Source organism: Streptomyces sp. NPDC006283 (genome assembly GCF_040613325.1).
In the GTDB taxonomy this organism is placed as follows: domain Bacteria; phylum Actinomycetota; class Actinomycetes; order Streptomycetales; family Streptomycetaceae; genus Streptomyces.
In genome coordinates, this window is the sequence record NZ_JBEXRZ010000005.1 from 74,043 (window position 1) to 86,331 (window position 12,289).

General features: G+C 69.0%; 10 protein-coding genes. 7 read left to right on the forward strand and 3 right to left on the reverse strand.

Translation table 11 applies throughout. From position 1 onward, the window contains the following. Positions 1 to 123 precede the first annotated feature (123 nt). From ABZ070_RS02495 to ABZ070_RS02520, 6 genes are all read left to right on the forward strand, one after another. Positions 124 to 2,493, forward strand: coding sequence for a SulP family inorganic anion transporter (locus ABZ070_RS02495; RefSeq protein ID WP_356629064.1), 2,370 nt, complete (start codon positions 124 to 126; stop codon positions 2,491 to 2,493). Positions 2,494 to 2,720: 227 nt separating this feature from the next. Then, on the forward strand, positions 2,721 to 4,676 hold the full coding sequence (gene acs, locus ABZ070_RS02500; RefSeq protein WP_356629066.1) for an acetate--CoA ligase: 1,956 nt from the start codon (positions 2,721 to 2,723) through the stop codon (positions 4,674 to 4,676). Between the two features lie 210 nt (positions 4,677 to 4,886). Then, the gene (gene nhaA, locus ABZ070_RS02505) at positions 4,887 to 6,287 is read left to right on the forward strand and encodes a Na+/H+ antiporter NhaA (protein WP_356629068.1); all 1,401 of its coding nucleotides are present in this window, start codon (positions 4,887 to 4,889) and stop codon (positions 6,285 to 6,287) included. Positions 6,288 to 6,336: 49 nt separating this feature from the next. Then, positions 6,337 to 6,828 (forward strand): phage holin family protein, encoded by a 492-nt coding sequence (locus tag ABZ070_RS02510; RefSeq protein ID WP_356629070.1) that lies wholly within the window; start codon positions 6,337 to 6,339, stop codon positions 6,826 to 6,828. Positions 6,829 to 6,916: 88 nt separating this feature from the next. Then, positions 6,917 to 7,864 carry an alpha/beta hydrolase gene (locus ABZ070_RS02515; RefSeq protein WP_356629072.1) on the forward strand — a complete coding sequence of 316 codons (948 nt, stop codon included), beginning with the start codon at positions 6,917 to 6,919 and terminating at the stop codon, positions 7,862 to 7,864. Positions 7,865 to 7,991: 127 nt separating this feature from the next. Beyond that, positions 7,992 to 8,183 (forward strand): hypothetical protein, encoded by a 192-nt coding sequence (locus ABZ070_RS02520; protein ID WP_356629074.1) that lies wholly within the window; start codon positions 7,992 to 7,994, stop codon positions 8,181 to 8,183. A 113-nt stretch (positions 8,184 to 8,296) separates the two neighbouring features. Here the strand turns inward: ABZ070_RS02520 and ABZ070_RS02525 are convergent, their stop codons facing one another. From ABZ070_RS02525 to nth, 3 genes are all read right to left on the reverse strand, one after another. Next, on the reverse strand, positions 8,297 to 9,505 hold the full coding sequence (locus tag ABZ070_RS02525) for a MarP family serine protease (protein ID WP_356629082.1): 1,209 nt from the start codon (positions 9,503 to 9,505) through the stop codon (positions 8,297 to 8,299). Between the two features lie 115 nt (positions 9,506 to 9,620). Further along, complete coding sequence (locus tag ABZ070_RS02530) at positions 9,621 to 10,283, reverse strand: CoA pyrophosphatase (protein WP_356629084.1); 663 nt, start codon at positions 10,281 to 10,283, stop codon at positions 9,621 to 9,623. A gap of 133 nt (positions 10,284 to 10,416) precedes the next feature. Beyond that, on the reverse strand, positions 10,417 to 11,220 hold the full coding sequence (gene nth, locus ABZ070_RS02535; protein ID WP_356629086.1) for an endonuclease III: 804 nt from the start codon (positions 11,218 to 11,220) through the stop codon (positions 10,417 to 10,419). A 331-nt stretch (positions 11,221 to 11,551) separates the two neighbouring features. Here nth and ABZ070_RS02540 point away from each other — a divergent pair, with 331 nt between their 5' ends. Continuing rightward, entirely contained in the window at positions 11,552 to 12,226 is a 675-nt protein-coding gene (locus tag ABZ070_RS02540) for a Crp/Fnr family transcriptional regulator (protein ID WP_005314425.1), read from the forward strand. Positions 12,227 to 12,289 lie beyond the last annotated feature (63 nt).

A 12,289-nucleotide genomic window follows, 5' to 3' on the forward strand; every position in this document is an offset into this window, starting at 1 on the left:
CCGAGTCTTTACTCACCATTACGATCCATTTACCGAACGTTTGACTATCCCGCCGCTGCACGCCGTGACCCACGGCCGCGTCCCCCATTCCGCGACCGCGCTGCCCCGGAGGAGACGGGAACCATGCACTTCGCCCCCACTCGCACCGACGATCCTTCTCACGGGCCCGACAAGCCCGAGCAGAACCGACCGGCCCCCGCCGGTCCTCTCGCATCACGCTTCCAGCGCCCGCACAGCCCGCCGTCCGGCACCGGCCGTCGCTTCCACATCGCGGGCGCCGATCTCTCGGCGTCCATCTCCGTCTTCTTGATCGCGCTGCCGCTCTCCCTCGGCATCGCGCTCGCCACCGGCGCACCGCTGCAGGCCGGACTCGTCGCAGCCGCCGTCGGCGGCATCGTGGTCGGCCGGCTCGGCGGGGCACCACTGCAGGTCAGCGGCCCCGCCGCCGGATTGACCGTCGTCACCGCCGAACTGATCCAGCAGTACGGCTGGCGCATCACCTGTGCCATCACCGTCCTGGCCGGACTGTGCCAAATGGGCCTCGCGGCACTACGGGTGGCGCGCTCCGCTCTCGCGGTCAGCCCGGCCATCGTGCACGGCATGCTGGCCGGCATCGGCGTCACCATCGCCCTCGCCCAGCTCCATATCGTCCTCGGCGGCACACCCCAGAGCTCGGCCATCAGCAACGTCCAGGGCCTGCCCGCGCAACTTGCCGGTCTCCACCCGGCCGCGCTGTCGGTCAGTGTCCTGACCATCGCCGTGCTGTTGCTCTGGCCACGCGTGCCGGGGCGTGCGGGAAGAGTCATCCGGAAGGTCCCGGCCGCACTTGCGGCGGTCGTCACTGCAACGGTCCTGCCGACCGCAGCGGGATTCTCCCTGCCTCTCGTGGATCTGCCCTCCTGGCACAGCCATGCCCTCCCAGAGCTGCCGCGGGGGCCCATCCTCGGGATCGCCGCGGCAGTGCTCACCATCACCCTGGTCACGAGCGTGCAGTCCCTCTTGTCGGCCGTCGCCGTCGACAAGCTGGTCGCCGCGCGTGGAGCGGCGGACGCCCCTGTCCACCGCTCCGACCTCGACCGCGAACTGGCCGGACAGGGAGCGGCGAACGTCGTCTCCGGCGCGCTCGGCGGGCTGCCGGTCGCCGGAGTCGCGGTCCGCAGCACCGCCAACGTCTCCGCCGGCGCGGTCAGCCGCCACTCGACCATGCTGCACGGGCTCTGGATCGTGGCGGCCGCGCTGCTGCTCGTGCCCGTCCTCGATCTGATTCCGCTGGCCGCTCTGGCGGCCCTGGTCATGGTCATCGGCGTACAGATGGTCAACATCACGCATCTGCGCAGTGTGAAGAAGAACCGCGAGATGCTCGTCTACGTGGCCACGGTCACCGCGGTGGTCCTCACCGGGGTACTGGAAGGCGTTGTCATCGGCATCCTGGTGGCCGTGGCGGTCGCGCTGCACCGGCTGACGCGGACCCGGATCACGGTGGAGGAACGGGACGGAGTCCATCGGGTGCGTGCGCGCGGCCAGTTGACCTTCCTCGCCGTGCCCAGGCTGAGCCGGATGCTGAGCCACGTCCCCCACGGCGCCGACTGCGTGGTCGAGTTGGACGGCTCCTTCATGGACCACGCGGCGTACGAGGCTCTGCACGACTGGCAGACCACTCACTCCGCACAGGGCGGGACGGTCGAGGTCACCGGACGGGCCGGAGGCCGGATCAGCGAGCCCGCCGACGAGTCGCACGGCTGCTGCCGCCCCTGGACGCCCTGGCGCAACCACCACTGCGACGACCGGCCGCGCAAAACGGACGCGCACCACCTGGCCAGCGGGCTCAGCTCCTTCCAGCGCAACACCGCCCCGCTGGTGCGCGACGAACTGGCGCGGCTCGCCCGTGAAGGCCAGCGTCCGTCGCAGCTCTTCATCACCTGCGCCGACTCCCGGCTCGTGACCAGCATGATCACGGCCAGCGGACCCGGCGATCTGTTCACCGTCCGCAATGTCGGCAATCTCGTGCCGCTGCCCGGCAAGGAGAGTTCGGACAACTCCGTGGCGGCCGCCATCGAGTACGCGGTCGACATCCTCGAGGTGAGTTCGATCACCGTCTGCGGCCACTCCGGCTGCGGCGCGATGCAGGCCCTGCTCAACAGCCCGCCGGGCGCCTCCCCCACCCCGCTCGGTCGCTGGCTGCGGCACGGAATGCCCAGCCTGCAGCGGATGACGAACCGACATCGCTCCTGGGCAAGGATCTCCGGCCGCCTGCCCACCGACGCCGTCGAGCAGCTCTGCCTGACCAATGTCGTCCAGCAACTGGAGCATCTGCGTGCCCATGAGTCGGTGGCACGGCGGCTCGCCGAGGGCTCGCTCCAGTTGCACGGGATGTACTTCCACGTCGCCGAGGCCCAGGCCTATCTCCTCACGAATTCCGCGGAGCATGAGATCGACGAGGTCTTCGACAGGGTGGCCCCCGCTCCTTCCGCGCTGGAGAAGTCCCGTGTCTGACCGCGCCGTCTGAGTGGTCCCGTGGCCCGCCTGGCCGCGGACATATGAACCGCCTACGCCCGGCGTCCGTGGACACGTATGGCCCCTCGTCCCCACCGCTCGGGGGCGAGGGGCACCTACAGGTCTAAACCAATATTCGGCCGGCTCTTGTCACCCGGGCCCTCCGGCTGATGAGGTATGGCCTAGGACACATACGCACAGAAGACGCCCTGGGAAAGGGAGATGTCGTGAGCAACGAGAGCCTGGCCAACCTTCTTAAGGAAGAGCGGCGGTTCGCCCCGCCGGCCGAGCTGGCAGCGAGCGCCAACGTGACCGCGGAGGCGTATGAGCAGGCAGCGGCGGACAGGCTCGGCTTCTGGGCCGAGCAGGCGCGTCGGCTCACCTGGGCCACCGAACCGACCGAGACCCTCGACTGGACCAACCCGCCGTTCGCGAAGTGGTTCGCCGACGGCAAGCTCAACGTGGCGCACAACTGCGTGGACCGCCACGTGGAGGCGGGCAACGGCGACCGGGTCGCCATCCACTTCGAGGGCGAGCCCGGTGATGCCCGCGCCATCACATATGCCGAACTCAAGGACGAAGTTTCCAAGGCCGCCAACGCCCTGCTCGAGCTCGGCGTCCGCAAGGGCGACCGGGTCGCGATCTACCTGCCGATGATCCCCGAGGCCGCCGTCGCGATGCTGGCGTGTGCCCGCATCGGCGCCGCGCACTCCGTGGTCTTCGGCGGCTTCTCCGCCGACGCCGTCGCCTCCCGCATCCAGGACGCCGACGCCAAACTGGTCATCACCTCCGACGGCGGCTACCGCCGTGGCAAGCCGAGCGCGCTCAAGCCCGCGATCGACGAAGCGGTCACCCGCTGCCCGCAGGTCGAGCACGTGCTCGTCGTTCGACGGACCGGCCAGGAGACCGCGTTCACCGAAGGGCGCGACGTGTGGTGGCACGACATCGTCGGCCAGCAGTCCGCGGAGCACACCCCGGAGGCCTTCGACGCCGAGCACCCGCTCTTCATCCTCTACACGTCCGGCACAACGGGTAAGCCGAAGGGCATCCTGCACACCTCCGGCGGCTACCTCACCCAGACGGCCTACACCCACCACGCGGTCTTCGACCTCAAGCCCGAGTCGGACGTCTACTGGTGCACGGCCGACATCGGCTGGGTGACCGGCCATTCGTACATCGTGTACGGCCCGCTGGCCAACGGCGCGACGCAGGTGATGTACGAGGGCACGCCCGACACCCCCCACCAGGGCCGCTTCTGGGAGATCGTGCAGAAGTACGGCGTCACGATCCTCTACACCGCGCCCACCGCGATCCGGACGTTCATGAAGTGGGGCGACGACATCCCCGCCAAGTTCGACCTGAGCAGCCTGCGGATCCTCGGGTCGGTCGGTGAGCCGATCAACCCCGAGGCGTGGATCTGGTACCGGGAGAACATCGGCGCCGGCAAGACCCCGGTCGTGGACACCTGGTGGCAGACGGAGACCGGCGCGATGATGATCTCGCCGCTGCCCGGCGTGACCGAGGCCAAGCCCGGCTCAGCACAGCGCCCGCTGCCCGGCATCTCGGCCACGGTCGTGGACGACGAGGCGAACGAGGTGCCCAACGGCGGTGGCGGCTATCTCGTTCTCACGGAGCCGTGGCCGTCCATGTTGCGCACCATCTGGGGCGACGACCAGCGGTTCCTCGACACCTACTGGTCGCGGTTCGAAGGCAAGTACTTCGCGGGCGACGGCGCCAAGAAGGACGACGACGGCGACATCTGGCTGCTCGGCCGGGTCGACGACGTGATGCTGGTCTCCGGTCACAACATCTCGACCACCGAGGTCGAGTCCGCGCTGGTCTCGCACCCGAAGGTCGCGGAGGCGGCGGTCGTGGGTGCAGCGGACGAAACCACCGGGCAGGCCATCGTGGCCTTCGTGATCCTGCGCGGCACGGCCAGCGAGGACGACAGCCTTGTGGACGACCTGCGCAACCACGTGGGCGCGACGCTCGGGCCGATCGCCAAGCCCAAGCGGATCCTGCCGGTGGCCGAACTGCCGAAGACCCGATCCGGAAAGATCATGCGCCGACTGCTGCGCGACGTGGCCGAGAACCGGCAGCTCGGTGACGTCACTACGCTGACCGACTCTTCCGTGATGGACCTGATCCAGTCGAAGCTGCCGAGCGCCCCCTCCGAGGACTGACAGCAGCGCGGTTCTTCTGCGGATCCAGGCCCCCGGCGCGCACCGCGCCGGGGGCCTGCGGTCGTTCTCCCCGGCTGCCACGACCGCCGCCGGGTAGAGTAAAGAACGCGTCAACGACGCAGTCGGTGACGCGCACGTGCGATCCAAGGTGCGCCGGGAAGTCTGGTCGGCAAGTGTTTTGTGTTGTCCACCAGACCGGAGGTCCTACCTGTGGCCGCGCCCCGCCCCACCACCAGCCGCAAGTTTCTCGGACGGCTTTCGCTCCCCGAGCGGAACTACGTCGCGGACGCTCTGCGCACCGAGACCCTCGGGGGCGTGCTCCTCCTCATTGCCGCGGTCGCTGCGCTGATCTGGGCAAACACTTCGCTGAGCGCGAGTTACACCTCCGTACGTGACTTCCACATCGGGCCCGCCTCGCTCGGACTCGATCTGTCGATCCAGCACTGGGCCGCCGACGGGCTGCTGGCGATCTTCTTCTTCGTCGCCGGCATCGAGCTCAAGCGTGAGCTCGTCGCCGGCGAATTGAGCGACCCGAAAGCCGCCGCTCTGCCCGTCATCGCCGCCCTCTGCGGCATGGCCATGCCGGCGCTCGTGTACCTGGCGGTCGCCGCGGCCGGAGGCGGCTCCACCGCCGGCTGGGCTGTCCCGACCGCCACCGACATCGCGTTCGCGCTGGCGGTGCTGGCGGTCATCGGCACGTCCCTGCCGTCGGCGCTGCGCGCCTTCCTGCTGACCTTGGCCGTCGTCGACGACCTCTTCGCGATCCTGATCATCGCGGTCTTCTTCACCAACGACCTGAACTTCGTCGCCCTTGGCGGCGCAGCCGTAGGTCTCGTCGTGTTCTGGCTGCTGCTGCGTATGGGGGTGCGCGGCTGGTACGTGTATGTGCCGCTCGCCCTTGTGATCTGGGGCCTGATGTACAACAGCGGCGTCCATGCCACCATCGCCGGCGTGGCGATGGGCCTGATGTTGCGCTGCACTCGCCGCGAGGGCGAGGACCACTCGCCGGGTGAACACATCGAGCATCTGGTCCGTCCCCTCTCCGCAGGTTTCGCCGTCCCCTTGTTCGCGCTGTTCTCGGCCGGGGTGGCCGTCACAGGCGACTCCCTCGCCGATGTCTTCACCAAGCCCGAGACCCTGGGCGTCGTCCTGGGGCTCGTGGTCGGCAAGGCACTTGGCGTTTTCGGCGGCACGTGGCTGGCCGCGCGCTTCACCAAGGCCGAGCTGAACGAGGACCTGGCCTGGCCGGATGTGCTGGCACTCGCCACACTCGCCGGCATCGGATTCACCGTCTCGCTGCTCATCGGCGAACTGGCCTTCGCCGGCGACGCAACGCTGACGGACGAGGTGAAGGCCGCGGTGCTGATGGGGTCGCTGATCGCGGCCGTTCTCGCTGCGGTGCTGCTGAAGCTGCGGGTACGCACCTACCAGGCTCTGTCCGCGGAGGAGGAGCGCGATGAGGACATGTCCGGCGTACCAGACATTTACGAACAGGACGACCCGGCCTACCACCTGAGAATGGCCGCGATCTACGAGAAGAAGGCCGAGGAACACCGCAGGATGGCAGAAGCGGCCGGGGCATCGCGCGACGACGGCGACAGTCCGGCATGATCTGACAGGACCCGTAACAAGGCCTAGGGAAGAGGAGAGGGAGTCAGCGATGAGCGATCCCGGCAATACCACAGCGAACGCTGTCGGCGCCGAGCGCAGTCTCGGCCAGCTGGTCGCCTCGGCGACCGCCGAGATGTCCGCACTGGTACACGACGAGATCGCGCTGGCGAAGGCGCAGTTGCGGCAGGACGTGAAGAAGGCCGGTATCAGCGGTGGCGCGTTCAGCGCCGCAGGAGCGGTGCTGATCTTCTCGCTGCCGATGCTGAGCTTCGCGCTCGCCTACGGTATCCAGGCCTGGAGCGGCTGGCACCTGTCGGTCTGCTTCCTGCTCTCTTTCGCGGCCAACGTCCTGTTGGCCCTGCTGCTCGGCCTGATCGGAATGGTCTTCGCGAAGAAGGCGAAGCGAGGCAGGGGCCCGCAGAAGGCCGTCGCGTCCGCCAAGGAGACGGCTGCCGTACTGGGCAACGTCAAGCCGCATCCGCGAGAAACCGGGCAGCCCGAGCTCACAGCCGGAACCCGGCAGGACAAGATCACCGTATGACCGGAGCGGTACCCGGAGCCTTGGCCGACGGCCGCTGTGGCCGGGCAGTGGCGAACGCGGGGTGCGCAGTTGTGGCACGCTCATCAGCATGACGGTCCCTGATTCCGGCCACGGCAGCTTCGGCGCCCTCGGCAGTCCCGTACGCATCGACGGTCCCTGGACCCACCGCGACGTGGCGGCCAATGGTGCCCGCTTCCATATCGCCGAGATGGGCGACGGACCGCTGGTGATGCTGCTGCACGGCTTCCCGCAGTTCTGGTGGACGTGGCGGCACCAACTGACCGCGCTCGCCGACGCCGGCTTCCGGGCGGTGGCGATGGATCTGCGCGGCGTGGGGGGCAGCGACCGGACGCCGCGCGGTTACGACCCCGCCAACCTGGCCCTGGACATCACGGGGGTCGTGCGCTCGCTCGGCGAGCCGGACGCGGCATTGGTGGGGCACGACCTTGGCGGGTATCTGGCGTGGACGGCGGCCGTGATGCGGCCGAAGCTGGTGCGCCGGCTCGCTGTGTCCTCGATGCCGCACCCCCGGCGGTGGCGTTCGGCGATGTTGTCCGACTTCGCACAGAGCCGTGCAGGCTCCTACGTGTGGGGTTTTCAGCGCCCATGGCTGCCGGAGCGTCAACTCGTCGCGGACGACGCGGCATTGGTGGGCGAGCTGATCGAGAACTGGTCCGGTCCCCAGCCGCTCGACGAAGAGGCCGTCGACGTCTACCGGCGGGCGATGTGCATCCCGTCGACGGCGCACTGCTCGATCGAGCCGTACCGGTGGATGGTGCGGTCGTTGGCCCGTCCCGACGGAATCCAGTTCAACCGGCGGATGAAGCGGCCGGTGCGGGTGCCCACCCTGCATCTGCACGGCTCACTCGATCCGGCGATGCGGACGCGCAGCGCGGCTGGTTCCGGCGAGTATGTCGAAGCGCCGTACCGGTGGCGGCTGTTCGACGGTCTGGGCCACTTCCCTCACGAAGAGGATCCGGTGGCGTTCTCGAACGAGCTGATCAACTGGCTCAAGGACCCCGAGCCCGACCGGTAGGCCGACGTGGTGTTTCGGCACCCATGGAAGAACGGTTGTCCTACGAACAGCCAATTGCCTGGCGCATAGGCCAATTGGCGGCCCCTCACACGGTTACCGACCATGGGGCCCGGGCACACGTCGGGGTATGGGCTGGACGCACGACTACGGTGACGCAGCACGCAACCGCCGCTCGGCCAATGGGCCGATCCCCCACGAGACAGGTGGCCTCCAGAGCGAGACCCACGAGCATCCCGGGCAGGGGATGGGCATTCCGCGCATCCTCAGGCGCCGCGCACGCTGGGTCTCCGCGCGCCTGCGCCATCATCACCGGGACTGACCCCGTTCCCCGGACATCGCCAGGGAATCATTGCCGGGCTCCGCAGGGCAGGAGTTCCGGAGCCCCGGGGCCGTGCCCCGAGGGGCCCGTCCTCCGGGGCGCTCCGGATCTCTCTACAGCGCGCATTCCTGGCTGTCGACCTGCTGGTTGGCCGTGCGGCCCAGCGTGATGTCCTCACGGATCTCGTCGGCCGTGAGGGCGTAGCCGGTGTCGGCGTCGTCCAGGGACCTGGCGAAGATGACTCCGTAGACCTTGCCATCGGTCGTCAGCAGCGGGCCGCCGGAGTTGCCCTGGCGAACCGTCGCGAACAGTGAGTAGACATCGCGGCGGACGGTGCCGCGGTGGTAGATGTCGGGGCCGTTGGCGTTGATCCGGCCGCGGATACGGGCGGAGCGCACGTCGTACGAGCCGTTCTCCGGGAAGCCCGCCACGATCGCGCTGTCGCCGCTGCGCGCGTCCCCCTCTTCGAAGTCGGTGAACTCGAGTGGCCGCGCCTTGAGGTCGGGGACGTCCAGGACAGCGATGTCGCGCTGCCAGTCGTAGAGGACGACCTTGGCGTCGTAGAGCCGGCCCTCGCCGCCTATCTGCACGGTCGGCTCCTCGACGCCGCCGACGACGTGGGCGTTGGTCATCACGCGGCGCTGGTCGAAGACGAAGCCGGTGCCTTCGAGCACTTTGCCGCAGCTCGGGGCCGTGCCGACGACCTTGACGATGGACTGTTTGGCTCGTGCCGCGACGGGGCTGCCGACGAGCGCCGGGTCGGGCGCCTGCACCTCGGTGATGGGCTCGTTGGTGAACGGACTGAAGACCTGCGGGAAGCCGTTCTGGGCGAGCACGGAGGTGAAGTCCGTGAACCAGGTGTCGGCCTGATCGGGCAGCACTCGGTCCACCCCGAGCAGCACCTTCGAGCTGCGGACCTCCTTGCCCAAGGTGGGCAACGCCGTGGGAGCGAGCAGGGAGCCGATCAGCCAGGCGACCAGCAGCATCGCGACGACGTTGACCAGCGCGCCGCCGGTGGCATCCAGGGCGCGAGCGGGTGACCAGGTGATGAAGCGGCGTAGCTTGTTGCCGAGGTGGGTGGTGAAGGCCTGGCCGATCGAGGCACAGACGATCACGATGACGACGGCGACTATCGCGGCTGTGGTGGACACTTCCGAGTCGTCGGTCATCGCACGCCAGATCACCGGGAGCAGATAGACCGCGACGAGTCCGCCGCCGAGGAAACCGATGACCGACAGGATGCCGACGACGAAGCCCTGGCGATAGCCGACGATCGCGAACCACACGGCGGCGACCAGCAACAGGATGTCCAGCACGTTCACCGTCATTTGCCTCGCAGTGTCGTCGCCGGGTGCTCTGTCCGGCTGGGTCGGCCCACGGCGCGCTGCCGCTTCGAGATGTCGCGCCCCGCCGGGAGCGCATTACTGGATCAGCCTGTCATGCGTGCCAGTCCAACGGGACCTGCTTGGTGCGGTCCCATGGTCGCTCCCAGCCGGCGAAATGCAGGATCCGGTCGATGACTCCGGCCGTGAAACCCCAGACCAGCGCCCCTTCGACCGTGAAAGCGGGTCCTGCGTGACCGCGCGGGTGCACGGCCGTCGCACGGTTGGCCGGGTCCGTGAGATCTGCCACGGGCACGGCGAAGACCCGTGCGGTCTCGGCAGGATCGACCGCCCCGACCGGGCTGGGGGTGCGCCACCATCCCAGTACGGGCGTCACGACAAAACTGCTCACCGGGATGTAGAGCTTGGGCAACACGCCGAAGATCTGGACGCCTGACGGGTCGAGACCGGTCTCCTCCTCGGCCTCTCGCAGCGCGGCGCGCAGAGGGCCGGTGGTCGCCGGGTCGCCGTCAGCCGGATCGAGCGCGCCACCGGGGAAGGAGGGCTGCCCGGCGTGGGACCGGAGGGTGCCCGCACGCTCCATGAGCAGCAGCTCGGGCCCCTTGGTGCCTTCACCGAAGAGGACGAGCACGGCCGACTGGCGGCCGTGGCCGCTCTCGGGCGGCAGGAAGCGGCTGAGCTGGTGCGGTTCGACGGTGTCGGCGGCGCGCACCACGGGGCCGAGCCACTCGGGCAGTCCTTCCGTGGTGACGACCACGTCCTCGTCGACGACGACCTTGCCGTCGCTCTGCTGGTCGAACCGCTGGTACGTCTCTTCTCCTGTGCGTGTCATCGGCACCCCCTTACGGACAACGCCGCGGGGCACCTCGATCGTTCCGTCCGGGGCTGCGTCACTCGATCGCACCCAGGGCCGGGGCCGGTTTGCCCGGGTAGTCCGGGGGCGGCTTGAGGCGCTGGCCGGGCCGGCCGCCCATTTCGTACTTCAGGAGCTTGGCCGCCTTCTCGGGGTCGGTCTCGCCCTCCCCGTATGCCGGACAGAGGTGGGCGATCGGGCAGGCACCGCAGGCGGGCCTGCGGGCGTGGCAGATACGGCGGCCGTGGAAGATCACCCGGTGGGAGAGCATCGTCCACTCGCTCTTCGGGAAGATCTCGGCGATCTCGGCCTCGATCTTCACCGGGTCGTCCTGCTCGGTCCATTTCCAGCGCCGGGCGAGCCGCATGAAGTGGGTGTCCACGGTGATCCCAGGGACGCCGAAGGCATTGCCCAGTACGACGAAGGCGGTCTTACGGCCCACTCCGGGCAGCGAGACCAGGTCCTTCAGACGGCCGGGGACCTCGCCCCCGAAGTCGTCTCGGACGGCGGCGGACAGGCCCATGATCGCCTTGGTCTTGGCGCGGAAGAAGCCGGTGGGGCGGATGAGCTCCTCGACCTCCTCGGGCTCCGCCGCGGCCAGGTCCTCCGGAGTGGGGTACTTCGCGAAGAGCGCGGGCGTCGTCTGGTTGACCCGGAGGTCGGTCGTCTGCGCGGAGAGAACCGTCGCAATCAGCAGCTGGAACGCGTTCTCGAAGTCGAGTTCGGGGTGGGCGTAGGGATAGACCTCGGCCAGCTCCCGATTGATACGGCGGGCCCGTCTGACCATGGCCAGCCGGGATTCCGGTTTGGCCGATTTCTTCCTTTTGCCCGAGCTGGGCATCCGCTGTTCGCCCACAGCGGAATTCTCCTTACCGGACACGCTCCCAGCCCCCTCGGCCTGTGCTCTCACCGGCGAATTGGACACCCGGCCAGCCTAAAGGCCACCACCGACATCCGCCCCGGTCCCCCGCAATCAGGACCCGATCGGGCCCCTGCCGTAGGGAGAGACGCGCCCGTGAGTCAAACTTGTTGTGATTGATCGCACGATTGTTTACCACCAGGGTCCGTTTCCCCGGTGGCGCCCCTCGGGGCACAGTGTCCCCGGGCCGGCACGGCACGGTCCGGCATCATGGGACCAACGTCCCCTGAGCAGGTCGACAAGGAGAGAACTCGTGGACGACGTTCTGCGGCGCGCCCCGCTCTTCGCGGCGCTCGATGACGAGCAGGCCGCGGAGCTCCGCGCCTCGATGAGTGAAGCGACGCTCGCCCGCGGCGACGCGCTCTTCCACGAGGGCGAACCGGGCGACCGCCTCTACGTGGTCACCGAAGGCAAGGTCAAGCTCCACCGCACCTCCCCCGACGGCCGCGAGAACATGCTCGCCGTGCTCGGCCCGGGCGAGCTGATCGGCGAGCTGTCCCTCTTCGACCCGGGCCCCCGTACCGCCACCGCCACTGCGCTGACCGAGGTCAAGCTCCTCGGGCTCGGCCACGGCGACCTCCAGCCCTGGCTGAACGTCCGGCCCGAGGTGGCGACGGCCCTGCTGCGCGCGGTCGCCCGCCGGCTCCGCAAGACCAACGACCAGATGTCCGACCTGGTCTTCTCCGACGTCCCGGGCCGTGTGGCCCGTGCGCTCCTCGACCTGTCGCGCCGCTTCGGCGTGCAGTCGGAGGAGGGCATCCACGTCGTCCACGACCTCACCCAGGAGGAGCTGGCCCAGCTGGTCGGCGCCTCCCGCGAGACCGTGAACAAGGCGCTGGCCGACTTCGCACAGCGCGGCTGGCTGCGCCTGGAGGCCCGTGCGGTGATCCTGCTGGACGTGGAACGACTGGCCAAGCGTTCCCGCTGAGGAACTCGCGCCAGGCACACCGAGCAGCTACGCGAAGGGGGCCGCCCGCATGATGCGGGCGCC

Coding starts and splice junctions, on each gene's coding strand:
- nth (WP_356629086.1), bottom strand. CDS start 11,220: ATGCCCAGCTCGGGCAAAAGGAAGAAATCGGCCAAACCGGAATCCCGG.
- ABZ070_RS02520 (WP_356629074.1), top strand. CDS start 7,992: ATGGGCTGGACGCACGACTACGGTGACGCAGCACGCAACCGCCGCTCG.
- ABZ070_RS02495 (WP_356629064.1), top strand. CDS start 124: ATGCACTTCGCCCCCACTCGCACCGACGATCCTTCTCACGGGCCCGAC.
- ABZ070_RS02515 (WP_356629072.1), top strand. CDS start 6,917: ATGACGGTCCCTGATTCCGGCCACGGCAGCTTCGGCGCCCTCGGCAGT.
- ABZ070_RS02510 (WP_356629070.1), top strand. CDS start 6,337: ATGAGCGATCCCGGCAATACCACAGCGAACGCTGTCGGCGCCGAGCGC.